The 22,047-nt window shown below is 62.9% G+C and carries 23 protein-coding genes; 8 read left to right on the top strand and 15 right to left on the bottom strand.

The genetic code is table 11. The features are described 5' to 3' along the window. Window positions 1-8: 8 nt before the first annotated feature. The 3 genes from GZ092_RS14640 to GZ092_RS14630 all read left to right on the top strand — a co-directional run bounded on the left by GZ092_RS14640 (window position 9) and on the right by GZ092_RS14630 (window position 1,498). A complete protein-coding gene (locus GZ092_RS14640) occupies window positions 9-518 on the top strand; it encodes an Rrf2 family transcriptional regulator (protein ID WP_293637450.1) in 510 nt (169 codons plus the stop codon). 186 nt (window positions 519-704) lie between these two features. Beyond that, window positions 705-1,100: a DUF4149 domain-containing protein gene (locus GZ092_RS14635; protein ID WP_293637449.1), complete on the top strand. Its 396-nt coding sequence runs from the start codon at window positions 705-707 to the stop codon at window positions 1,098-1,100. Then, a complete protein-coding gene (locus tag GZ092_RS14630; RefSeq protein ID WP_293637448.1) occupies window positions 1,097-1,498 on the top strand; it encodes a DUF393 domain-containing protein in 402 nt (133 codons plus the stop codon). Before GZ092_RS14635 ends, GZ092_RS14630 begins: the two co-directional genes overlap by 4 nt. Here GZ092_RS14630 and priA read toward each other — a convergent pair. The 8 genes from priA to GZ092_RS14590 form a co-directional block, all read right to left on the bottom strand. Beyond that, a complete protein-coding gene (priA, locus tag GZ092_RS14625; protein ID WP_293637447.1) occupies window positions 1,495-3,777 on the bottom strand; it encodes a primosomal protein N' in 2,283 nt (760 codons plus the stop codon). The genes GZ092_RS14630 and priA overlap by 4 nt on opposite strands. Before the next feature lie 375 nt (window positions 3,778-4,152). Continuing rightward, the gene (gene hemE, locus GZ092_RS14620) at window positions 4,153-5,262 is read right to left on the bottom strand and encodes a uroporphyrinogen decarboxylase (protein ID WP_293637445.1); all 1,110 of its coding nucleotides are present in this window, start codon (window positions 5,260-5,262) and stop codon (window positions 4,153-4,155) included. 104 nt (window positions 5,263-5,366) lie between these two features. Then, window positions 5,367-6,680 (bottom strand): class I SAM-dependent methyltransferase, encoded by a 1,314-nt coding sequence (locus tag GZ092_RS14615; RefSeq protein ID WP_293637443.1) that lies wholly within the window; start codon window positions 6,678-6,680, stop codon window positions 5,367-5,369. An 83-nt stretch (window positions 6,681-6,763) separates the two neighbouring features. Then, on the bottom strand, window positions 6,764-7,456 hold the full coding sequence (locus tag GZ092_RS14610; protein ID WP_293637458.1) for a hypothetical protein: 693 nt from the start codon (window positions 7,454-7,456) through the stop codon (window positions 6,764-6,766). Window positions 7,457-7,530: 74 nt separating this feature from the next. Continuing rightward, window positions 7,531-7,992 carry a CoA-binding protein gene (locus GZ092_RS14605; RefSeq protein ID WP_293637441.1) on the bottom strand — a complete coding sequence of 154 codons (462 nt, stop codon included), beginning with the start codon at window positions 7,990-7,992 and terminating at the stop codon, window positions 7,531-7,533. A gap of 69 nt (window positions 7,993-8,061) precedes the next feature. Continuing rightward, complete coding sequence (locus GZ092_RS14600; RefSeq protein ID WP_293637440.1) at window positions 8,062-10,212, bottom strand: thioredoxin family protein; 2,151 nt, start codon at window positions 10,210-10,212, stop codon at window positions 8,062-8,064. A gap of 96 nt (window positions 10,213-10,308) precedes the next feature. Continuing rightward, entirely contained in the window at window positions 10,309-10,632 is a 324-nt protein-coding gene (locus GZ092_RS14595) for a DUF167 family protein (protein WP_293637439.1), read from the bottom strand. A gap of 189 nt (window positions 10,633-10,821) precedes the next feature. Next, the gene (locus GZ092_RS14590; protein ID WP_293637437.1) at window positions 10,822-11,505 is read right to left on the bottom strand and encodes an SDR family oxidoreductase; all 684 of its coding nucleotides are present in this window, start codon (window positions 11,503-11,505) and stop codon (window positions 10,822-10,824) included. A gap of 236 nt (window positions 11,506-11,741) precedes the next feature. Between GZ092_RS14590 and GZ092_RS14585 the strand changes: the two genes are divergently transcribed. After that, window positions 11,742-12,008 carry a hypothetical protein gene (locus tag GZ092_RS14585; RefSeq protein WP_293637435.1) on the top strand — a complete coding sequence of 89 codons (267 nt, stop codon included), beginning with the start codon at window positions 11,742-11,744 and terminating at the stop codon, window positions 12,006-12,008. Here GZ092_RS14585 and GZ092_RS14580 read toward each other — a convergent pair. From GZ092_RS14580 to GZ092_RS14555, 6 genes are all read right to left on the bottom strand, one after another. Further along, window positions 11,987-12,919: a formate/nitrite transporter family protein gene (locus GZ092_RS14580; protein ID WP_293637433.1), complete on the bottom strand. Its 933-nt coding sequence runs from the start codon at window positions 12,917-12,919 to the stop codon at window positions 11,987-11,989. The genes GZ092_RS14585 and GZ092_RS14580 overlap by 22 nt on opposite strands. Window positions 12,920-13,045: 126 nt before the next feature. After that, complete coding sequence (locus GZ092_RS14575) at window positions 13,046-13,297, bottom strand: hypothetical protein (protein WP_293637431.1); 252 nt, start codon at window positions 13,295-13,297, stop codon at window positions 13,046-13,048. A 9-nt stretch (window positions 13,298-13,306) separates the two neighbouring features. Beyond that, entirely contained in the window at window positions 13,307-13,525 is a 219-nt protein-coding gene (locus tag GZ092_RS14570; protein WP_293637429.1) for a hypothetical protein, read from the bottom strand. Between the two features lie 149 nt (window positions 13,526-13,674). Next, window positions 13,675-14,496, bottom strand: coding sequence for a mechanosensitive ion channel domain-containing protein (locus GZ092_RS14565; RefSeq protein WP_293637428.1), 822 nt, complete (start codon window positions 14,494-14,496; stop codon window positions 13,675-13,677). A gap of 1 nt (window position 14,497) precedes the next feature. Next, window positions 14,498-15,562, bottom strand: coding sequence for a hypothetical protein (locus tag GZ092_RS14560; protein ID WP_293637427.1), 1,065 nt, complete (start codon window positions 15,560-15,562; stop codon window positions 14,498-14,500). A 247-nt stretch (window positions 15,563-15,809) separates the two neighbouring features. Then, window positions 15,810-16,154 (bottom strand): hypothetical protein, encoded by a 345-nt coding sequence (locus tag GZ092_RS14555; protein WP_293637425.1) that lies wholly within the window; start codon window positions 16,152-16,154, stop codon window positions 15,810-15,812. Window positions 16,155-16,394: 240 nt separating this feature from the next. On the opposite strand from GZ092_RS14555, the gene GZ092_RS14550 reads away from it, so the two are divergent. The 4 genes from GZ092_RS14550 (at window position 16,395) to GZ092_RS14535 (ending at window position 21,134) form a co-directional block, all read left to right on the top strand. Beyond that, complete coding sequence (locus tag GZ092_RS14550) at window positions 16,395-17,996, top strand: B12-binding domain-containing radical SAM protein (protein WP_293637424.1); 1,602 nt, start codon at window positions 16,395-16,397, stop codon at window positions 17,994-17,996. A gap of 128 nt (window positions 17,997-18,124) precedes the next feature. Next, window positions 18,125-18,976, top strand: coding sequence for a creatininase family protein (locus GZ092_RS14545; protein ID WP_293637423.1), 852 nt, complete (start codon window positions 18,125-18,127; stop codon window positions 18,974-18,976). A 202-nt stretch (window positions 18,977-19,178) separates the two neighbouring features. Continuing rightward, window positions 19,179-19,637 (top strand): Lrp/AsnC family transcriptional regulator, encoded by a 459-nt coding sequence (locus GZ092_RS14540; RefSeq protein WP_293637422.1) that lies wholly within the window; start codon window positions 19,179-19,181, stop codon window positions 19,635-19,637. Window positions 19,638-19,781: 144 nt separating this feature from the next. After that, window positions 19,782-21,134: a sorbosone dehydrogenase family protein gene (locus GZ092_RS14535; protein WP_293637420.1), complete on the top strand. Its 1,353-nt coding sequence runs from the start codon at window positions 19,782-19,784 to the stop codon at window positions 21,132-21,134. Between the two features lie 149 nt (window positions 21,135-21,283). Here the strand turns inward: GZ092_RS14535 and GZ092_RS14530 are convergent, their stop codons facing one another. Then, window positions 21,284-22,027, bottom strand: a complete 744-nt coding sequence (locus GZ092_RS14530; RefSeq protein WP_293637419.1) for a histidine phosphatase family protein — start codon at window positions 22,025-22,027, stop codon at window positions 21,284-21,286. Between the last annotated feature and the right edge of the window lie 20 nt (window positions 22,028-22,047).

Below are 22,047 nucleotides of genomic sequence, written 5' to 3'. Positions count from 1 at the left end.
GGACAATCATGCTGATTCCCAAAAGAACCCGAGTTGCCGTTGAATCACTGGTCTACATCGCAGCCAAAGGCGCCCGCCAGCCGATTCCTGCCCGTGAAGTGGCGCAGGCCCTGAGCGTGTCGCTGGCCGGACTGGAAAGCATTTTGCGGGTGCTGCGCGAACACCACCTTGTCTGCTCCTTCAAGGGGCCCGGAGGCGGTTACCAAGTGGAAGGCGACCTGAAAAAATTCACCGTCCTGGACGTTGTGAAGTTTTTCGAGGCTTCACCGCCCAAGCCGCGCAGCGGATCTGCCTGCGACGATTTTGCCGTTGATTTCCACGAGGCCTGCAAGAACGCCTTCAATGCAGAAAACCTGCATGACCTGGTGAGCGCAGCGGCCTGCAGCGACCTTGCGCTTCCCGTGGCCAAGCCGCGCTTTGCCTTCAGGCCACTGCCGTCGCCAGTGTGCCCGCGTGGCCCGAACTCGGTGTTCCAGCTGCATTCCTGCGACTTTGCCATGCGCAAGAGCGCTGCCTGAGGGGGAGCATTCCGGTGCGCACCCACAGGCTTGATCCGGACTGCAGGTCAGCCTGTGGCCAGGCATGGTCATGACGTGCCATCCATTCTCCCCACGGGCGCAACAAGCTGCCGCAAGGCAGGGTGTGGCATTGCAATATCCAGATCCCCGTTTTATTGATTTGTTTTTTCCAGAAGGACGCGGCCCATGCTGACGCACCTCAGCGACCTGATCGTCGCAGCCAACGTAGGCATCATGCTGTTTTTCACCGTGGCCGTGGCGCCCACCATTTTTGTCGTGCTGCCCCAGGAATGGGCAAGCGCCTATGTGCGCTCTTTTTTCCCCAAATACTATTTGTTTCTCGGCCTGAGCACGGCCGGTGCTGCAGCGCTGGCCGGCGTGGCGCTGGTGCAGGGCAGCCTGGTGGCGGTGGCGCTGGTCTTTTTCCTGAGCCGTTTCTGGCTGACGCCGCTGGTGAACCGGGCGCGCGACAACCACCAGGGCCGCCTTTTCAAACAGCTTCACACCCTGAGCGTGACACTCAACATGCTGCAACTGGCCGTGCTGGTCTGGATTCTGGTCAAAAGCCTGGGCGCGGCATGACCTTGCCCAGCACGCCCGATGGCAAGCCGCAGTTGCATTGCGAGTCGATCACGGTGCTGTTCGACGGTGCCTGTCCCCTGTGCCGTCGCGAGGTCGGCGTCTACCAGGCGCTCAAACCGGCGCAACCTGTCGCCTGGCTGGACGCCAGCCAGGCATCGGTCCAGCTCACGCTTGAGGACCGGGCCCGCTATCTGGCACGCTTTCATGTGCGCCGGGAAGACGGGTCGCTGTTGAGCGGCGCTGCCGCGTTTGTGGCGCTCTGGCGGGTCATGCCGGGCTGGCGCTGGCTGGCGCGTCTGGCCATGCTGCCCGGTGTCACGCCGGTGCTGGAACTGCTCTACCGTGGATTTCTGCATGTCCGGCCCGGCATCCAGTGGCTGGCCAGGCGCTGGCCTTAAATTGCCAGCGGGTCCACATCAATCATCCAGCGCACCAGGCTTTTGAATTCCGCCTGCCGACGCGTTTCGAACAACACCGGCTGCCAGGCGGCCAGAAACCCCTGCAACGCCTTGCGCGACGGGCTTTCGACCAGCATCTGCGCACGCTCGACATCGGCGACGCGCTGGATGGTCATCGGCACGGCCGGGTAGGGCGTGACGTGGTCATGACCCGGCAACTGCTGCAGCCGGGCGGCCTCGGCGGCGGCGTTCAGGAAGCCCTGGGCGACGTCCTGCGTCTTGGCGTCGGCCCGGATGAGCGCTGAAAAACCGAAGGGCGCCAGTCCGGCGGCCTGCCGCTCGGCAAGTTCGCGGGCGGCAAAGGCCGGATAGTCGTGCCGCTTCAGCGCTTCGAACAGCGGGTGGTCGGGGTGGAAGGTCTGCACCCACATTTCGCTGGCGGCGCTGTGCCGGGCATCGCGGCCGGCGCGGCCCGCCGCCTGCATCAACAGGCTGAACAGGCGCTCGGGCGCGCGGAAGTCGCTGGAAAACAGCGCGCTGTCGGTATTGACGGCGGCCACCAGCGTGATGTGCCGGAAGTCGTGGCCCTTGGCAATCATCTGCGTGCCGACCAGCACATCGACCTCGCCGGCATGCACGCGGGCCAGCTGCGATTCGAGCGAGCCCTTGAGCCGGGTGCTGTCGGCGTCGATGCGGGCAATCCGCACCGGCTCGCCATCGGGCCGCCGCACATCGGCCAGCAATTCGGCCAGGTGTTCTTCCAGCCGCTCGGTGCCGCGCCCGACCGGCGCGATGTCCACATTGCCGCAGTTCGGGCAGGCGCGCGGCACGCGTTCGGTGAAGCCGCAGTGGTGGCAGCGCAGCGTGCGGTCGATCTTGTGGAACACGCGGTAGGCACTGCAGTGCGGGCAGTCGCTTTTCCAGTCGCAGTCCAGGCAGGCCAGCACCGGCGCATAGCCGCGCCGGTTCAGGAAAATCATTGACTGTTCGCCGCGCGCCACCCGCTCGGCGATGGCCGCCAGCAGCGGCGGCGCGATGACGCAGGACCTAGGCTGGTGGTTCATGTCCACCCGCCTGACGGCAGGCAAGCCATTGTTTGCCAGCTTGGCCGCTTCGCCCGATGGCTGGCCAGCGCCAATGCGTTCTTCCATGTCCAGGCGCTGGTAGCGGCCCGCAATCGTCGCCTGCCAGCTTTCCAGCGACGGCGTGGCCGAACCGAGCAACACCCTGCATGTTCTGGCCCCCACGCTTGCCACTTCGTGTGCTGCGCTGCCCCCCGAGGGGGCCGCTGCGCCTGCGGCCCGGCCAAGCCGGTTCCGCGGCCCTGGCTGGTGCAGATCACCTGTGGCTGTATCTATCGCCGGTCCAGCGCTGACCCCTTCTTGTCTTGTGGTGGTTTCAAGCCGGGCGCGGTACACCGCCAGGTCGCGAGCCGAATAGCGCGCGCCTTCCTGCTGCTTGTAGCTGGGGTCGTGTTCTTCATCGACGACGATCAGGCGCAGGTTCGGCATCGACGCAAACACCGCCATGCGCGTGCCCAGCACCAGCCGCGCCTGGCCCGAATGCGCGGCCAGCCATCCCTTGAGCCGCTGGGCCGGCGTGAGGCCGCTGTGCATCGGCACGACGCGTTCCCGGCCCAAGTGGGCAAAGCGCGTTTCAAACCGGGCCTGAAGCTGCGGCGTGAGGTTGATCTCGGGCACCATCACCAGCACCTGCGCCTCGGGGTCTTGCGCCAGCACTTTGGCGGCGGCGCGCAGGTAGACCTCGGTCTTGCCGCTGCCGGTGGCGCCAAACAGCAGCGCGGGCCGCTGCTTTTCGCTGGTTTCAGTATCAAATTGGGCTATTGCGCTTGCCTGCTGTGCGCTAAGTGCTATTAATTCAGTAGCTTCAGGCGTGCCTTCGGGGGGGCTTGCCGGCCGCTTGAGCCGGCGTGCCAGTTGCATGCCGGTCAGGTCGCGCAACTGCGGCGGCAGCGCCGCCAGCGCCACCTCGCCGAGCGAGCGCTGGTAATAGCCAGCGGTGAAGGCCACCAGCTTGCGCCAGGTGGCCGACAGCGGGTCCAGCCCATCCAGCGCGCCGGCAATGTCGCGGATGCTTTCCTCTGCCATGTCGCCGCAGTCCGGCAGCACGTCCCACACCACCCCCAGCACCTCGCGCCGGCCAAAGGGAACGCGCACCAGCGTGCCCGCGACCAGCGGCACGGCGCTGCGGTAGGTCAGCGGTCCGGCGATGGCGCTGTGCGCCGGCGTGGCCACGACTATCTGCAGCCAGTGGCTCATAGCCAGCGTCCTGAAGGTCGGGCGGCGGCAACAGCACGACCATGACAAGCGCTAAGTCCTTGATTTTTCACTGTTTTGGAGTTGTCCAGATTTTCTGTGGATAACTTTGTTGATAGCTTGTTGCAAGCGGCCGCAGAGCCTTGTAAATCAAGGCTTTCCTTAAATTGCCCGGCAAAAAGGCAATTTGAAGTTTCCTTATAAATCAACAACTTACGTGTGCTATGGGTTTGATAGTAGGGCGCCGGGCTGAAGCTGGACCTTAAAAAGCTGTACCACAGGTTTTGTGCATAAGTCCCTGGAAGGATGCTATTTTTTTATGGTAAAGGGCGTGGGGCCTGTCCTTTTTAAGCCTGTCCGCAAGCGGCCCGAAGGTTTTCAGGCCTGGCTGGCGCGCAGCCTGCGCGATTGCGCATGCACCGCGCGAACCAGCACGTCAACGTTTTGCGGCGGCGTGAACTGGCTGATGCCGTGGCCCAAATTGAAAATCTGGGTGGGTCCGGTTTGCGTTAAATCGGTGTGCGGCGCACCGAAGCTGCCCAGCACGGCGGCCACTTCGGCCTCGATCTGTGCCGGGTTGGCAAACAGCGCGTTCGGGTCGAGGTTGCCCTGCAGCGCCTTGGCGTTCGGGCCATTTTCGCCGACCAGCGCCCGCGCCCTGGCCAGGTTCACGGTCCAGTCCAGGCCCAGCACTTCGCAGTCGAGCTGTTTCATGGCTTCGAGCCACTGGCCGCCGCCCTTGGTGAACACCAAACGCGGGATGATGACGCCGTTGTGCTCGCGCTTGAGCTGACTCAGCACGCGCGCGGTGTAGGCCAGGCTGAAGGTGTGAAAGGCTGCATCGGCCAGTACGCCGCCCCAGCTGTCGAAAATCATCACCGCCTGCGCGCCGGCCTCGATCTGGGCGTTCAGGTACAGCGCCACCGCGTCGGCGTTGATCGCCAGCATCTTGTGCATCAGGTCGGGGCGCTGGTACAGCATGGTCTTGACCCGCCGGTAGTCGTCCGAGCCGGCGCCCTCGACCATGTAGCAGGCCAGCGTCCAGGGGCTGCCCGAAAAGCCGATCAGCGGTACCCGGCCATTGAGCGCCTTGCGAATCGATGTGACGGCGTCGAACACATAGCGCAGCTTGTTCATGTCGGGCACTTCGAGCTTGTTGACGGCGGCTTCGTCGCGCACCGGCGTGGCAAACTTCGGGCCTTCGCCAAGCTGGAACGACAGCCCCAGGCCCATGGCGTCGGGCACGGTCAGGATGTCGCTGAACAAAATGGCTGCGTCCAGCGGAAAGCGTTCCAGCGGCTGCAGCGTGACTTCGGTGGCGTAGTCGGTGTTGGTCGCCAGCCCCATGAAACTGCCGGCCTGGGCGCGCGTGGCCTTGTATTCGGGCAGGTAGCGGCCAGCCTGGCGCATCAGCCAGACCGGGGTGTAAGGGGTCGCCTGACGCAGGCAGGCGCGCAGGAAGGTGTCGTTTTGAAGGGGTGCAAACATCGGGGGATTGTCTCAGGTGTGGGAAATGGATGGGTCGGGTCGCCTGGCGTTCATTGCTCTTTTATTGATAGCTGAAAGCGCCCGCAGTCATTGCGCAAGAAGGCTTAAACGCTTGCAGTTGCGTCGGGATGCCTGAGCAGCAGGCGCTCCAGCGCGTTGAGCGTGTCATAGGACTCGGCAAAGTCGGCGAACAGCGCGGCATTGTCGGGCGCGGCCGCCTGGCCCTGCCAGCCAGCGCGAAACTGGTCAAAGATTTCGCCGAAACTTTTCTTTCCGTCGATCATTCGCAAAATTTTCGCGCCGTACTTTCCGGGGTTGACGATGACCGAGACGCCCGAATGCTGGTGCGTGAGCCTGAAGGGCTGGCCCTTGTTGCTGCCAAAGACCTGCGCCGCAATCTCGCCGGTCAGGGGCTCATGGTAGAAAAACGGAATATAGGCCGTATCGCCGTAGGGCGCGGTGCAGGCCGCGTCCTGCGTCAGGTAAAGCGAATGGGTGATGAGGTTGCCGATCATCAGCTCGGCCATCTCGTACTGCTGGCGCAGGGGCAGGCGGCGCAGTTCGGCGGCCATGGCGGGCGGCTTGCTGCCCAGCACCATGTGTGGCAGGTAGGGCGAGCGGCCGCGCTGCACATCGCTGAAGCTCAGGTGCCTGCCGTGCTGCACGCCCAGCCAGTCGAACAGCTCGCCCACGCTGTAGGCGCGGTCCTGTGAATGCAGCATCAGGTCGTAGATGCCGGCGTCGCCGATCTTGTGGTCGTTGAACAGCGATTCGCTGGCCTTGAACCAGTTGCTGGCCGGCAGGCTGCCGAGGAGGTCGCGGGTGTTGGCGATCTTGCGCGGGTCGTCCAGCTCCTGGCCGGAGCCGCTCTGGTTGACCATGCGCATCAGCGCCTGCATCTGGTAGACGCCGGTGCGCCCGGTGGTGCCGTACACCATCAGGCCGATGGCGCCGTCCGGCTTCAGGGCGCTCAGCAGCACCCGCAAACCCAGGTCGGGATCGGCCAGGTGGTGCAGCACGCCGCTGCAGTTGATGTAGTCGAACTTGCCCAGGCCCAGCGCCGGCAGGCTCAGCAGCGAGTAATGCACCCAGGTGATGTTGCTCAGGCCGCGAATTTTCGCCCGCTCCTGCGCCAGCACGATGCTGGCGTGGCTCATGTCGAGGTGAACGATCTCGGCATTGGTGCCGCGCAGCTGCTCGGCCAGGAAGATCGTCGCGTCACCGGTGCCGCCGCCAGCCACCAGGGCCCTGAAACCCTGGCTGAAGGACTGTTTTCCGGCAAAGCAATAGTGGTTGATCATCGGCAGGTCTTCCAGCCACGTCATCGTCAGGCGCTGGTGCTCGTCCTGCGGATTGCAGGGCGGGTAGGGCATGGCTTCGTACTGGCTCTTGACCTTGGGCAGGTGGTTCTGGGGCATGGGTGTCTCGAATCAATCAGAAAAAACGGGCGGCAAAGTCCTTATTGTCAGCCAGCCGCAGGCCGCACCGCAGCAGGGCAGGCTCAGCGCACCGGCAGGAACTGCAAAAACGTTCCGCCGACAAAGTTCTGCACATAGCTGATCACGGCGCGGCGGTACTTCTCGGTCGCCACCTCGGCCAGCAGGTCGAGCCGGCCGATGATCTTGCCGAATTCCCGCTCGAAGCTCAGGTTGCGCTGGTGGCCCGAGATGTCGTCGGCCAGCAGCAGCGGCTGGCCTGCGGCATTGCGCCGGTTGGAGAGCAGCCAGACCGCAATCTCGACGTTGCGCGCTGCGTTGTAGACATGCTGGTGGTCCAGGCTGTCCACCAGGTACAGGCGCGTTTGGCCGCCATGCGCCGTCACCAGCATGTCGGCGCTGGCCACGACAAAGGCGGCCACCCGGTCGCCGCTGAAATCAGGCTGCAGCGCCAGCGACAGCGCGGCAATGTCGCGCCTGCCCTGCAGTTCGGGCCACGGCACCGGCCTTTCCAGCGCGAGGCGAAGCTGCTCCATGGTGGCCTCGCGGCTGGACGCGCCGGTTTTGCGCCATTCGGCCGGATTGCGCCGGTACAGCTTGTCGGCAATGCGCAGCAGGCTGTCCAGGTTGTCGCGCATGGCCAGTGTGGCCATGCGGTTCACGTCCGACTGGGCCAGTTCCGTCGGGCGCATGGGCGCCACCAGCGTCTCGCCGCGCTCGATGGACGCCGGGCCGGCGCAGCCCGCCAGTGCCAGCATCAGCGCGGCCGGCAGCAAGGCCCGTAAACAGGCAACGCGGCGCGGTACGCCTGTGCGCGCCTGGTCAGCCGGGTTCAGGGCGACGACCTCTCAGGCTGTGCCTGGGGGTCGAGCTGGCCGCTGGACAGCAGCACCCGGTGGTCTATCTTGATGCAGTGGTCCTGCACCACCAGCAGGCCGGCGGCTTCGGCTGCGGCGGCGGCCTGGGCATTGGCCACGCCGAGCTGCATCCACACCGCTTTGGCACCAATGGCGATGGCCTCATCGACAATCGGCGGAATGTCTTCGCTGTTGCGGAAGCAGTTCACCAGGTCGATTTTTTCGTGCCGGGCTGCTTCCTGCAGCGTGGCATAGGCCTTTTCGCCCAGTACCTCGGTGGCGTTCGGGTTGACCGGAATGATGCGGTAGCCGGCGGCCTGCATGTAGCGCGACACGTCAAAGCTGGCCCGGTGCGGCTTGGGCGACAGGCCGACAACGGCAATGGTGCGGCAGTCCTTCAGGATGCGGGTAATGCGTTCGGGGGCACGTGAATTCATGGTTGGGCTCCTGGTTATTACTGTGGAGTGCGGGCTTGCGGGGCGGGGGTCTTGTCAGGCATGGATTCATCACAGCCTGGCCAGTTCGGCCCGGACATCGCTCACGGACAGGATTTCGGACAATACCACCGGCGCGCGGCCGGGCTTGTAAAACACATAAACCGGCACGCCGCTGCGGCCGAGTTCGGCCAGCGCGGCGGTCACGGCCGGATCGCGGCGCGTCCAGTCGGCGCGCAGCAGGGCGACGTTCCTGGCGTCCATGTCGGCCAGCACGTCGGCGTTGGCCAGCGTGGTCTTCTTGTTGTACTGGCAGGTCACGCACCAGGCGGCGGTGAAATCGACAAACACGCTCTGGCCCTGCGCTGTCAGCTGCTCGACGCGGCCCGGCTGCCAGTCCTGCCAGCGGGCCGAGGCGGCGGCCAAAGGCGTGCCGACGGGCTTGACGATGTTCGGCCCGATGGCCCATATCCCCAAGGCGCAGAGCGCTATTGAAAAAGTAGCGATTGCGCGCCGCGCCGCGCCCCTCAGGCTGAACGACCAGACCGCCAGCGCCATCAGCACCAGCAGCGCCAGCAGCGCGCCCGCGCCGTCGATGCCGCTTTGCTGGCCCAGCACCCAGACCAGCCAGGCCACGGTGGCAAACATCGGAAAGGCCATCAGCTGCTTGAACGTCACCATCCACGCGCCGGGGTGGGGCAGCACGCGAGCCACGGCCGGCACCGCGCTGGCCGCCAGATACGGCAGCGCCATGCCAATGCCAATCGCGCCAAACACCGCCAGCGCCTGCACTGCCGGCAGGCCGACGGCATAACCCAGCGACGCGCCCATGAACGGCGCGGTACACGGCGAGGCAATCGCCGTCGCCATCACGCCCGACAAAAAGGCATTCAGGCTGGGGTTTTTGGCCTGCAGGTTGACGACGCGGCTGGGCAGGATGCTGCCAAAGTCAAACACACCCGCCAGGTTCAGCCCCAGCAGGGTGAACAGCGCCGCCAGACCCGCGACCACTGCCGGGCTTTGCAGCTGAAAGCCCCAGCCCAATTGCTCGCCTGCCGCCCGCAGGCCCAGCAGCAGCGCACCCAGCGCCAGAAAGGACAGCACCACGCCGGCGGTGTAGGCCAAGCCTCCGCTCAGGCGCCGGGACTGGTTTTTTTCATTCACAAAGCCGACCACCTTGATGGCCAGCACCGGGAACACGCAGGGCATCAGGTTCAGGATCAGCCCGCCTAGCAGCGCGCCCAAAAGGGCCACCAGCAGTCCCGGCGAAGCCTTGGCCGATGCGCCAGGCGCCGCAACCGGCGCGGCTGCATTGGCCCTGAGCGCCGCCTGCAGGGCCGGCGACAACCCCACCGGGGCCGCCACCGCAGGCCATTCGCCGGTCACCGGTGCCTCGATGCGGTAAGCCACGTCGTTGTAGGCCACGACCAGCGGCATGTTCAGCGGGCTTTCGGTGCGCTGGCCCGAGAGCGGCAGCTGCGCCGTCCAGAGCGCGCCCTGCCAGGCCTGTTGCCAGGCGCCGGCCGGCTCGATCACACTGCCCGTTTCCGGAAACAGCGCCAGCGTTTTGCCCTGCAGTGCGGCGGGCAGGCCGGCCAGCGACACCTTCAGTACCTTGCCGCTGACTTCGAGCTGGCTGTTGCCCGTGGGCAGCGGTTGGGGCGCGGCGTCGAAAGCCGCCTGGAAAGCCGGACCGCTCGCCGCCGTCGAGCCCCTGGCGGGCAGGCTCAGGCTGAATTCGCCCTCCTGCGGAATGCATTCCTTGCGGCAGACCAGCCAGCTGGCCTTGAGCTTCACGTCGAGCTGCGGCGCATTGAAACCGGTCGCGATGGTCAGCGGCACCGGCAGCAGCACGGTGCGCTCGTAGCCGTAGTTCGCCAGCGTGCCGATGGGGATTTTTTTCGGCGTCGGCCAGGCGATCTCGCCCGCCGTGATGCCCGCCGGCAGTTGCCATTCGAGCATCGTCGGCAGGCCCGAGTCGCCGGAATTTTTCCAGTAGGTGTGCCACTCGGGCTGGTGCGTCAGCTGCAGGCCCAGCCAGACCGGCTTGCCGGCTTCAACGCCCTCGGGTGCCCAGGCCAGCAGTTCCGCGCGCACCTGTTCGGTGGTGACCACCGGACCGGCCAGCGACGACTTTATCAAGCTGTTTTGGGTATTTGCGCTTGCTGGCAGGGCGCAGGCAGCTATCAAAAAAATAGCTGAGAGGAAACGGTTCAAATTCATGGTGAGGGTCTGACAGGCGGCGTAGGCGTTAGTTCCGGGGGTGCCCGGCAGGCTCGATTGTGCGTCAGCCGTGCCGGTGGGTCATGGCGAGCCCGGCTATACCGGGGGCTGGGCAAACACCGCCGGCAGCTTTTTCGGCGCCCGGATGCGCAACTGCTTGTTGACGTTTTCCTGGCCGAACACCACCTCGATGTCGGCCACCGCCACGCCGAACAGTGGCGCCAGGAAACGCACCATGTGGTCGGTTGCCTTGCCGCCCTTGGGCGTAGCGGTCACGCTGACCTTGAGCTGCGTGCCCTTGGGCTTGCCGATGGCGTCCTTGCCGGCGCTGGGCTTGCCCAGGATGTTGACGATCAACACATCCCCGTCCCAGGCAAAGAAGGCGTCGCCGGTGGCGTTGCGGATCTGGCCCCGGCTCATGCGGCGGATTGCCGGTGTGGGAAGGCTGTACGGGGCAAGTAATTCAATGGGCGGTTTGGCATGGTTTGCCGATGATAGGGGCTGGTTTCAGCAGATGGACAGGCCGGGCCCGGACGATACCCGCCTGTTCCGCACCACGCCATGGGTCATTTGCGTGCTTGATGTCGCCAAGGGTTACGGGCATATCCCTCAGCGTGGCACCCAGCCGCCGCACACCGGAAAGACTTGCCCGACGAAACAATTGGCGTGTTCACTGCAGAGGTAGGCCGCAAATTCAGCGTCTTCCCTTGCGCCAACCAGTCGGCCGAGCGGTACCTCCCGCTTCAGCCTCTCCTGGAATCGAGGGTTGGCCTGCACATCCGGGGGAAAGTAGGTGGGGTTGTCGACGAAGTTCTGCGCAATGGCATTGACCTGAATATTGTGGCCCGCCACTTCCACCCCCACCGCCTGAACATAGGCCAGCTGCGCGCCTCGAGCCGCACTGTAGGTGGAAGTGCGCTTCATGCCGCGCAGTGCTGAGGCGCTGCCCATGACAAGAATCTTGCCGGCGCGCCGTTTGATCATTGCGGGCAACACGGCCCTGAACAAGCGAGGGAGCGGATTCACGAGTGCTGCAAATGTGTCGAGCCACTCTTCATCGAGCACATCAGTCACGGCCGTTGTGGGGGCGGGTACGGCCAGGTTGACGACCAGCACATCTATTCGACCTGCAGCGGCAACCATGGCTGCAGGCGAATCCGGGCTCAGCAGGGAATCGGTATTCCCCATGACCTTTGCGCCGTGTTCGGCAAATACCCTGCACAGCACCGGACCCATGAATACATCTGCATTGGTGATGAGCACCCGTTTGCCCGTCAGGCTCATGTCCGGCATGGTTTCTCCTTTGGAACGGGCAGAAAATTTGCATCGTACTGTGATACCAAAGACGCATCAGCTGCCCGATGACCGATTTGGCACTTTTTCACAATACCCGCTCCCGAACGCCTCCCCTTTCACGCGCGCTGTCCGTTCCTGCACGGGTCACTCGAGCCGGTCTTCTGTTCGGCGGACAGCAGTGTCATCGCCCGCCAAGGCCGGACGACCTCGGCTCCCATTGTCCCGTCTCTGCCATGCTGCAGCTGAACGCTGGCGCCGCGGTTGATCCTCCGACGCTCGAAGCAGACGACGAGCATGGGGCGTGGACAGGAACCCGGCGCACCCTCAACGAGGCAAACGCCGGCGAGGAGGCTGTGCCGTCAAACACCGACTTGTTTGAAAAGACCGCGAATCGACGGATTTTGAATGTCAATGATGGCAAAACAGGCATTGCTGACGGCCTGAGAGGTCGGCATGAATCCAGAAGCGGGTGTGTGAGTCAGATTTCCTTGTGTATCTGACCATAGGCGAGCATCGCAAACAAACCTGTTCCACCCAATATGTTGCCGATCAGAATCGGGAATATATGACTAGCAAACGCCGTGAGGATATTCATCTCGCCTGTCAGCACCAGATTGAAAATTTCGTTTGATCCGGCGACGACATGGGTAAAACCACCCGCCGCAATAAGCCAGGTAAACAGCATGATGACGATAACTTCGGAGCCTTTTGCCGAAGGCAGCATCCACACCAATGCCGCAATGAAGAAACCCGCCGGAATGCCCCGCGACAGCGCAGTAGCAGGCGACAGTTCCGCGACGTCACGCGATATTTCGAGAATCGAGGAAAGGATTTCGTCTGGCAGGATACCGCCATGAACAGCAAGTGCCGCCGTGAAAAACGTGCCAAAGATGTTTGCCGCAAACACGATCGCCCACAAACGCGCAGTGCTGTATAACCGATTCCGGTTTGGACTGGCCAGAATTGGAAGCACGACAGTGATCGTGTTTTCAGTGAACAGTTGGAGCCTGCACATGATCACCAGCACAAAACCCAATGTGTAGCCAAAGCTTTCGATGACCGAAAGATAGGGGGATTCTGCCGCCACTGCGTTACGGATGATGCCTTCGGCCAGAACAGATGTCGAAATTCCGATCCCCGCCGCCACACCTGACCACCAAAGCGACGTTTTGGGACGGCGCAATTCTTCTTCGCCTTCGCGCAAAATGATGGAATAGACTGTGAGCGCTGACAACTTGCCGTTGTCGGCGACGACTTCACGTTCTTCCTCGGTCAGCGCTTTTTCTGTCTGTGTTGGCGACTTCTCGATCAATTCCCGCTGTGCCACCTTCTTGAGGGTGTCATCGGCTGGCTCCTTGGCATCCGATGACGCATCAGACCGTGGAGGGTGACCTTCGCTTTCGTCGACCATGCTGCGTCCTTCTTGTTCTAGTCTTTGACAGACTTGTTGTTGGCCATGGTCGATTCCCTATTCGCGACTTCGCCATTGCCCATGCTGCATGGAAAAACGGGCACGCCAGGTCCCATTCGAAAGTCGTCAGTCTTGCTGACCGCCGAAAACTGGCATGTCAACATCACCGGTACGGGCACAAACACCAAATCGCCGAGCAATGCGCCGGTCCTTGGCCAACAGGTTGGTACTAACAAAAAAACAACCCAGCCAGGTTCGGATCAGGCCTCGATTCCCTGTTTGCCATGGTGTTGCGATGTTTAAAACTGACTGCATCCGCAAAATCTTGTCCTTCCATTCGGGGATCATCACAAAGTCATTTACCTGCAACGGTTGCAACTTGGTTATTCACTCTCCTTTGGTGACAACACGCCTGAAAGAACTTGGACTGACAGTCGGCTCGCCTCGGAATTGCGACCATTTGCCGCCATGCCACTGCCGGATGTTGACAGGTTTCTCGAACTGGATGATCAGGTTTAACACTTCAACAAGCAACCAGTGCCGCTGGATATCGCCACGGTTGAGCAGGCTTTTGCCAAAAGTTACCTCTGCTTCAAGCATGTTCACAGCAGTTGCAATTCGTCACTGGAAAAAGCGGTGCCATGGGCGTCATCAGAGCCAATCCCGCAGATCAAATGCTGGGGTGGCCAGAAGGCGGCAGGGTCATGTTGACCAAGGCAGTCGAGAGCCTGCGGCCGGTGCCAATGGGTCAACGCTCAGGGCGCGACGACACCAGGCATTGCCTGCACTTCGGTGGCGCCAGAGTCGGCGATTGCCAGTTTGCCGCGGATGGTCATATCGCTGATGAAGTGAAACTGGTCGCGCATGTCGAAAGGGTAGGCCTTGAGTTTGTAGTGCGTGCCCAGCGGTGACTCGGACAGCATTACGACGACTGGCTTGTCATATTCGAGGTAGGCGCTGCTCAGCGCGACATCGCGCAGCGCCACGCGCACGCGGCCCGCGTCATGGTCGGGCCGCAGGTAGAACGAGGCGACGCACATCAGCGTGCGCGAGCCGTCGTTCGAGTTGGCGATGTTGTTTTGCCAGATCTTCTCGTGCGGCACATGGACGATGTCGTCAGCCGGCGTGCAGATCTCGATTGCGCGCATTCCGACTGATCGCACCTCCCCGTAGTCGTCGCCAATGCGGACCCAGTCGCCCGGACGGTAGGGCCGTTCGACGATCGCGACGACACCGGCGATCAGGCTGCTGACGTAGTCTTTGAAGGCGAAGCCGATCGCCACACCCAGGGCGCCGGCGATGACGAGAAAGTTCTGCAGCGTGATGTTGAAGACGATCGGAATCACCCACATGATCGCAATCACCAGCAGCACCAGCCGGATGATCGGTACCGCACCGAGCAGGTAGAGCCGCAGTTGGCTCGGGCCGCGCTCGGCCAGGAAAGGGAGCAGCTTGCGTGCCACCAGAATGATGAGCCAGGTCCCCAGCAGGATCAGCCCGATCTTCGTGAAACTGATGTCCTGCAGGTCATTGATTAACTTGGCGGCCTTTTGCTGACCTTGTTCCGCTGATGCCATCTCACATGGCTCCGATTGGAAATCCCGCAGCCTTCAACGCCTTGCGGACAGCCGGATAGGCCGTCGGCTTGACGCGATGGCGGTCGCTGTCGTATTCGCGCAGCAGATGGCCGGAGGTGACCAGTGCGGCCAGCATGTCGGGCTCACCCGTTGTCGGCAGCACTGCGTCGATTTCATCCGGCGTCAGCTCGCCATGGATCAGCAGGGCCTGCAGCACCTGCAGTGCCCTGTCCTCGTTCGACAGCGGCAGCTCGACATCATCGATGCTGACGACCCAGACCGTGCGCGCGTCGCCGGCGGTCGCCCCTGCGGCGCGGTCCGACAGCGGCTCTTCGCCGAAGTTGACCATCAGGCTGGCGCGCCACAAGTGCCACGCGACCCACGGGATGCCGCCGCTGCGTGCAGCGAGCTGGCGAAAGTGGGCGTTGCACGGCTCGCCGTCGTCGTCGCAGGCGAGCACGTCGTCGCCGTTGTCTGTCAGCCTGAACGTCGTGGTGACACCGTCGCTGCCCTGTGCCAGCAGGATGAACCAGTCGCGCAGTCGCCGTGCGTCGAAGGGCTCGAATGTTTGCGGACGCGGCAGGGCGAGGTCTGCGCCCGCGCCCTTGACAACGAAGCGCCAGGCCCAGCTGTCGCAACCAACCAGACAGCGGCGATGTGTGCAGGCCAACTGCGACAGCAGCGACCGCACCGCGTGCATTCCGTTGCGCTGGCGCAGGAACCAGTGCTCCAGCCGCGGGATCACCAGCAGCCCGTCGCCGGTCAGGTCAGGTAGCTTGCCATGGGTAACCCAATTGATCAGGCTGGCGCGGTGCGGTTCGCTCACCAATTCGTGGCCACGCGTTTGCGCCCAGATCGAAAGCGTTCCGGTGGTGTCGCACGGCGGGATGACGATGGTGCGCAGCCTGGGATGCGCACCATCGTCACGCGACCACTCGCCGAACTGTTCATCGAGCGCCTGCAGCAGCGGACCGCAATCCGGAGGGTCGACCAGGTCATTGATCACCGACACCGATGCCCGGCCCAGGCCCGAATGCTGCAGAAGCGGGTCTTCGGGGCCGTACATTCGGCGCTTCAACCGGGCCCAGGTCGCTCGGAGGACGTGTTCTGTTGGCATGGCCGGCGCGGTGTAGTCGCTGAGCGCTATCAGTTCGGGAAGGGTTACGTCATTTCTTTGCATCGTTAATTTGGGCGGGTCCGGCACAGGGATATTTGAAATAAGTCCAGCACATCAGCCTCCGGCTTTGCCGGGGGAGGGTTGCTTGCCACCTGCATCACTGCGGCAGCGTTCCCAACCGTGCGTCTTCAATATCTTATTGCGGCTTGTTTTCAGCAATGGCCGTGTCTTCCGAGCTTGCCAACGAGCCAGCCCCAGCACCGCCTATCGCGCCGGCAACAGCGCCCACCATGCCGCCAACCAATACACCGACCGGCCCTGCCACCACTGCCCCGACAGCAGCACCCGTGGCTGTGCCTGCCACCAGACCACCACCCACCAGGGTGGACTTTGATTCGCGCTCCGATTCTTCAGGGCTGAGGGCAACCTGCGCTGCCAGGTTCGGGTCCTGGGACGGCACGCCGTGTCCGGGTGTTGCCTGCTCGACAAGGTCTGCATCAACAGGCTTTGCGTCCATTGGCTGATAAGGGGATGAGTTCATATGCGCTCCTGGGGAAGTTAACGCGTGGGCGAGCAAGGCACTCCCTGCAATATCCTTATAAACCCTGTGACATGGCATTTTCGTGGTCCAAGTGACTGGGACACTGTCAGACAAGCTTCTGTTGCAGCGCCGCCCTTGACACACGTCAAGCCGCCCTCACAAGCAAGTAGGTCACCTGTTTGGGTGCGGATGAAACATTCCGGCAAAGCCGTTCTTACTGCAGAACTTGATAATGCCGCCATGCCTTCCCCTCAAGCCACCAACTCGCCCGCCATCGTCATCGCCACCCTGAACGCCAAGTACATTCACGCCTCGCTGGGACTGCGTTGCCTGCTGGCCAACCTGGACCTTCATGGCGGCGCGGGCCTGCGCGCCCGTACGCAACTGCGCGAATTCGTGATTCAGCAGCGGCCGACGCAAATCGTTGAAGACCTGCTGACGCTCAATCCGCAGGTGATTGGTCTGGGTATTTATATCTGGAACGTGGTTGAAACGACGCAGGTCGTGCGCCTGTTGAAAACCTTGCGGCCCGACATCAAGATCGTGCTCGGCGGGCCGGAAGTCAGTCATGAAACCGAAAGCCAGGAAATCTGCCGGCTGGCCGACCATGTGGTAACCGGCTGGGGCGATGTCAGCTTTCCCAAGCTGTGCCGCGCCTTGCTGGACGGCCCAAAGCCGTTGATGAAAGTCATCATTGGCGAGCAGCCAGCGCTGGAAGAATTGGCCTTGCCCTACAACGAGTACACGCCAGAAGACCTGGCCAGGCGCCTGCTGTATGTCGAAGCCTCGCGCGGTTGTCCGTTCAAGTGTGAGTTCTGCCTGAGTTCGCTCGACAAGACCGCCTGGGCGTTTGAGCTGGACCGCTTCATGGCCGAGATGGACACGCTGTTTCAGCGCGGCGCACGCAACTTCAAGTTCGTGGACCGCACCTTCAATTTGAAGGTTGATTTTTCGGTGCGGATTTTGCAGTTTTTCCTGGACCGGATGGCGCCCGACCTGTTCGTGCATTTCGAGGTTGTGCCCGACAGCCTGCCTGACCGGCTGAAAGCGCTGATCGTGCAGTTCCCGGCCGGATCGCTGCAGTTCGAGGTCGGTATTCAGAGCTTCAACCCCGAGGTGCAGCAGCGCATTTCGCGCAAGCAGGACAACGCCAAGACTGCCGACAACCTGCGCTGGCTGGTGGGCGAAAGCCGGGCGCATGTGCATGCCGACCTGATTTTCGGCCTGCCGGGCGAAACGCTGCAGAGCTTTGCCGACGGCTTTGACCGGCTGCATGAACTCGCGCCGCACGAAATCCAGTTCGGCATCCTCAAGCGCCTGCGCGGCACGCCGATCACGCGGCACACGGCGGATTTTGCGATGGCCTACGACCCGCAGACGCCGTACACGATTTTGCAAACCTCGACGATTGACTTTGCGACGATGCAGCGCATCCAGCGGTTTGCGCGCTACTGGGAAATGGTCGCCAATTCGGGCCGGTTCGCGCTGGGGCTCAAGCTGCTGCTGGGGCCGGGGTCGGCGTTCAGGCACTTTCTGGCATTCAGCGACTGGCTGTGGCGCACCACCGGCAAGACGCATGAATTTGCCTATGAAAAACTGGTGGATCTGTTGCATGCGCACCTGACGTCGGTTCGCGGGCTGGCCGATGACACCGTGCTTGCCGCGCTGCTGGCGGACTACCGGGCTAGCGGCGCGCGCGGCCGGCCGCAATGCCTGGCCGACCTGCCCGGTGCGAATGCCGGCCCGCAGGCCGCAGCGCAGCAGAACCGGCACGCTGAACGCCAGGTGCGTCACCTCGGCCAACACCGCGAAGCCATTCAAAAAGCCGCCGCTGCGGCATGAGGCCATCAATTTCATCCGAAAACTGCCTTTTCCGCTTTCCCGTTAAAGGTTTTTAGCTATTAAAAATATAGCAATATTGAGTTTCGGCGCTGGTCTTGCCGCGCATTCAACAGGTTCAAAATATGCACATGACTTCTTCCCCGCCCGCACCTCTTGCCTTGCCCCGCTTCTGGGCCGACCTGAAAACCACCGACTTCGCCCGCCTCAATCTGAACCGCTGCATTGCCGTGCTGCCGGTGGCGGCCATCGAGCAGCACGGGCCGCACCTGCCGCTCAACGTCGATGCGACGCTGGTCGATGGCGTGGTGACTGCCGCGCTGCCGCATTTGCCTGCCAGTCTGCCGGTGCTGTTTTTACCGACGCAATCCATCGGTTTCAGCCCCGAACACACGCGCTTTGCCGGCACGCTGACGCTGAAAGCCGAAACCGTGATCCGGCTCTGGACCGAGCTGGCCGAGTCGGTGGCCGCCACGGGTGTAAAAAAGCTGGTGCTGCTCAATGCGCACGGTGGCAATGTCGGCCTGCTGGATGTGGTGGCGCGCGACCTGCGCACGCGGCTGGGCATGCTGGTCTACAGCGTGAATTCCTTTAACCTGCCGCTCAAGGATGAACAGGGCGCGTCGGTAGCCGACCAGTTCAGTGCGCACGAGCACCGCTTTGGCATCCATGCCGGCGAGATCGAAACCTCGATGATGCTGGCGCTCCAGCCCGGGCAGGTCGATATGGCGAAGGCGCAGGATTTTCATTCGACGTCGCAGGACCGCTCCGAGCGTTTCAGTATTCTGGGCGACGGCCGCAGCGCCAAGCTGGGCTGGCAGATGCAGGACTACAACCCGCACGGCGCAGTTGGCAACGCGCTGGCGGCCACGGCGGAAAAAGGCCATGCGCTGCTGGGCGCCATGGGCCGCAGCCTGGCGCAATTGCTGCTTGAGATTGACCAGTTGCCGGCCGACACGCTGCGCGACACGACGGCGAACTGACAACGGCCGCCGCAAAAGGCAAACCCCCAGGCAACGGGTAATTCGCCTGGGGGTTTGTACCGCAGGCCTGGCCGGTAAGCTGGCTGCGGTGTGAAACAAGTATCCACCACACGCCACCGAAGGATTTGCCTGATTTGCTGCTGTATTTTGAAAATACAGATAAATATTCTGGGGAATCAAAAAATCCAGCTAAATTACCTTCATGGATACATTGGACCGAAAAATTCTTCAAGTCTTGCAAGCCGACTCGCGTACCAGCCTGCAGGACATCGGCCAGGCGGTGGGGCTGAGTCCCTCGCCGTGCTGGGGCCGCATCAAGAAAATGGAGGAGGCCGGCGTCATCGAGGGCTACACCGTCAGGCTCAATGCGCAGGCGCTGGGCCTGGGCGACACGGTGCTGGTGCAGGTCACGCTCGACAGCCATTCCGACAACACGCTGGAAAAGTTCGGCGAAACCCTGGCGGCCATTCCCGAAGTGATCGAAGCCTGGCTGGTGTCCGGGGAATACGACTACCTGCTGCGCATCGCGGTGAAAGACACCAAGGACTACGAACGCCTGCTGCGCGAGCGGCTCTACAAGATCAAGGGCATACGCCACAGCAAGTCGAGCTTCGTGCTGCGCACGCTGAAAAAAGCCGACCTGCCTTTGCTGCCAGGCTGATGCCTTTGAAATGCTGACAGGTAAATGACTGACAAAACCCTGCGTGTGCTGCTGACGACAGCTGTCGCAGGCTGCGGTCAAAGTTGACAAAGAGCTGCGCTGCATCCATGCAGCACCCGAATAACGGTTTTCAGGAGATTTTTCATGTCATCAACGCCCTTGCGCGCTTTTGCATTCAGGCCTTGCTTCGCCGCCGCTGCAGGCCTTGCCTTGCTGGGCAGCCTGACTGCTTGCGGAGACACCGCTTCGCTGGTCCCCACGGCCGGCATGGGCGCCACGCCGACCCTGCCGCAACCCAAAAGCAGCCTGATTCCGACCGTCAACATCGCACCGGCCACCGGCTGGCCGGACGGCGCCATGCCAACGGCCATGGCCGGCCTTGGCGTGACGGCGCTGGCCACCGGGCTGGACCACCCGCGCTGGGTCTATGTCTTGCCCAACGGCGATGTGCTGGTCGCCGAAACCAATGCGCCGCCCAAGCCCGAAGACGGTAAGGGCATCAAGGGCTGGGTCATGAAAAAGGTGATGGCCAAGGCTGGTGCCGGCGTGCCGTCGGCCAACCGCATCACGCTGCTGCGCGACGTGGACGGTGACGGCAAGGCCGAAACCCGCACGGTTTTCATGCAGAACCTGAACTCGCCCTATGGCATGGCGCTGGTGGGCAGCGACCTGTACATCGCCAATGCCGATGCCGTGGTGAAGGTCGCGTACCAGACCGGCCAGACCAGCATCAGCGAAACACCGGTGAAAGTGGTCGATCTGCCAGGCGGCCCCATCAACCACCACTGGACGAAAAACGTCATCGCCAGCCTGGATGGCAGCAAGCTGTATGTCACCGTCGGCTCGAACAGCAACGTGGCAGAAAACGGCATGGAAGCCGAAGAAGGCCGCGCCGCCATCTGGGAGGTGGAGCCGAAAACCGGCACACACCGGGTGTTTGCATCCGGCCTGCGCAATCCGAACGGCATGGGCTGGGCGCCCGGGACCGGCGCGCTCTGGACGGTGGTGAACGAACGCGATGAAATTGGCAGCGACCTGGTGCCGGACTACCTCACTTCGGTGAAGGACGGCGCGTTTTACGGCTGGCCCTACAGCTACTACGGCCAGAACGTCGATGTGCGCGTCAAGCCGCCCCGGCCCGACATGGTGGCCAAGGCGATTGCCCCCGACTATGCGCTGGGCTCGCATGTCGCGCCGCTCGGCATGGCTTTTTCCGAAGGCGCTGCCTTGCCGGCTTCGCTGGCCAGCGGCGTGTTTGTCGGCGAGCATGGTTCGTGGAACCGCAAGCCATTGAGCGGCTACAAGGTGGTGTTCGTGCCCTTCGCCAGCGGCCGGCCGTCAGGCCTGCCGGTCGATGTGCTGACCGGATTTTTGAGCCCCGACGGCAAGGCTTACGGCCGGCCGGTCGGCGTGGCGATGGACAAACGCGGCGCGCTGCTGGTGGCCGATGATGTCGGCAATGTGGTCTGGCGCGTCAGTGGCCAGGCCGCAAAGTAAACCTGCAGCGCATTCCTGCAACGAATAGACCGGTTTTTTGAATGAAATAAGTCATTTACGCACACTGGACATGCGCGAGTTGCTATTTAATTGATAGCGTTCTCGTTTTGCAGGCTTCTGGTGTCGCGCGAGCCTCGTTTCCCGGTCATTCAGGCGAAGGTCACCCAGCCTGCATGTTCGGGTGCGTCCAGGTGGGGCAGCGTGTTGAAGGTCACCAGCCGGTGGCGCTTGGGGCTGAAGGCAAACTCTGTCACCGAGCAATTGCGGATGCCCAAATTCAGCTCAATCGTCGTTTCCGGGCTGGTGCCCAGCACATGGCCCACCGCCGTCGCAATCGGCCCGCCGCTGGACACCAGCAGTACATTGCCCTGGTGGTGAGTGCGGGTGTATTCCAGCGCCTTGGTGATGCCGGCGACAAACTCGTTGTAGCTGGGCATGCCTTGGGGGCTGACCACGCCGGCCATCCATTGCGCCAGGCCGTCCTTGAGCAGGCGAAAGTGATGCCGGTACAGCTCGGGCGTATCGGGTCTGGCCAGCGGATAGGGATGAATTGCGCCAATCACGGCGGCGCTGTCGTATTCATTGAGCCCGGGCCAGAGCAGATGCGGCAGTGGCGATGGTTCCATGCCGGGTGCCGCGCCTGCTGCGCTGCCCGCACCGGCAGTCCAATCGCGGCTGCTTTCAAAGGCCAGTCCCATGCCTTCGCAGATGCCGGAAAAGGTCTGCAACTGGCGGTTCAGCGTGCCGGTCAGCGCGGCCTCGAAGCGCAATCCCTTGGTCCTGAAATACTCGCCCAGCCTCACGCTCTGCCGGTGCCCGAGCGGACTCAGCACATCGTAGTCATCGGCGCCAAACGAAGCCTGGCCGTGGCGTACCAAATAAAGTGTTCCCATGACAGGAATTTTGACCAGCT

Origin of the sequence: Polaromonas sp. (genome assembly GCF_010365105.1) — a bacterium.
Taxonomy (GTDB): domain Bacteria; phylum Pseudomonadota; class Gammaproteobacteria; order Burkholderiales; family Burkholderiaceae_C; genus Polaromonas.
Note: the sequence above shows the minus strand (reverse complement) of the source record. Positions and strands in the feature narration are given on the sequence as shown.

Excerpts from the sequence above, each read along its gene's own strand:
- GZ092_RS14640 (WP_293637450.1), top strand. The coding sequence starts at position 9 with ATGCTGATTCCCAAAAGAACCCGAGTTGCCGTTGAATCACTGGTCTAC.
- GZ092_RS14635 (WP_293637449.1), top strand. The coding sequence starts at position 705 with ATGCTGACGCACCTCAGCGACCTGATCGTCGCAGCCAACGTAGGCATC.
- GZ092_RS14630 (WP_293637448.1), top strand. The coding sequence starts at position 1,097 with ATGACCTTGCCCAGCACGCCCGATGGCAAGCCGCAGTTGCATTGCGAG.
- priA (WP_293637447.1), bottom strand. The coding sequence starts at position 3,777 with ATGAGCCACTGGCTGCAGATAGTCGTGGCCACGCCGGCGCACAGCGCC.
- hemE (WP_293637445.1), bottom strand. The coding sequence starts at position 5,262 with ATGTTTGCACCCCTTCAAAACGACACCTTCCTGCGCGCCTGCCTGCGT.
- GZ092_RS14615 (WP_293637443.1), bottom strand. The coding sequence starts at position 6,680 with ATGCCCCAGAACCACCTGCCCAAGGTCAAGAGCCAGTACGAAGCCATG.
- GZ092_RS14610 (WP_293637458.1), bottom strand. The coding sequence starts at position 7,456 with ATGCTGGCACTGGCGGGCTGCGCCGGCCCGGCGTCCATCGAGCGCGGC.
- GZ092_RS14605 (WP_293637441.1), bottom strand. The coding sequence starts at position 7,992 with ATGAATTCACGTGCCCCCGAACGCATTACCCGCATCCTGAAGGACTGC.
- GZ092_RS14600 (WP_293637440.1), bottom strand. The coding sequence starts at position 10,212 with ATGAATTTGAACCGTTTCCTCTCAGCTATTTTTTTGATAGCTGCCTGC.
- GZ092_RS14595 (WP_293637439.1), bottom strand. The coding sequence starts at position 10,632 with ATGAGCCGGGGCCAGATCCGCAACGCCACCGGCGACGCCTTCTTTGCC.
- GZ092_RS14590 (WP_293637437.1), bottom strand. The coding sequence starts at position 11,505 with ATGCCGGACATGAGCCTGACGGGCAAACGGGTGCTCATCACCAATGCA.
- GZ092_RS14585 (WP_293637435.1), top strand. The coding sequence starts at position 11,742 with ATGCTGCAGCTGAACGCTGGCGCCGCGGTTGATCCTCCGACGCTCGAA.
- GZ092_RS14580 (WP_293637433.1), bottom strand. The coding sequence starts at position 12,919 with ATGGTCGACGAAAGCGAAGGTCACCCTCCACGGTCTGATGCGTCATCG.
- GZ092_RS14565 (WP_293637428.1), bottom strand. The coding sequence starts at position 14,496 with ATGGCATCAGCGGAACAAGGTCAGCAAAAGGCCGCCAAGTTAATCAAT.
- GZ092_RS14560 (WP_293637427.1), bottom strand. The coding sequence starts at position 15,562 with ATGTACGGCCCCGAAGACCCGCTTCTGCAGCATTCGGGCCTGGGCCGG.
- GZ092_RS14555 (WP_293637425.1), bottom strand. The coding sequence starts at position 16,154 with ATGAACTCATCCCCTTATCAGCCAATGGACGCAAAGCCTGTTGATGCA.
- GZ092_RS14550 (WP_293637424.1), top strand. The coding sequence starts at position 16,395 with ATGCCTTCCCCTCAAGCCACCAACTCGCCCGCCATCGTCATCGCCACC.
- GZ092_RS14545 (WP_293637423.1), top strand. The coding sequence starts at position 18,125 with ATGACTTCTTCCCCGCCCGCACCTCTTGCCTTGCCCCGCTTCTGGGCC.
- GZ092_RS14540 (WP_293637422.1), top strand. The coding sequence starts at position 19,179 with ATGGATACATTGGACCGAAAAATTCTTCAAGTCTTGCAAGCCGACTCG.
- GZ092_RS14535 (WP_293637420.1), top strand. The coding sequence starts at position 19,782 with ATGTCATCAACGCCCTTGCGCGCTTTTGCATTCAGGCCTTGCTTCGCC.
- GZ092_RS14530 (WP_293637419.1), bottom strand. The coding sequence starts at position 22,027 with ATGGGAACACTTTATTTGGTACGCCACGGCCAGGCTTCGTTTGGCGCC.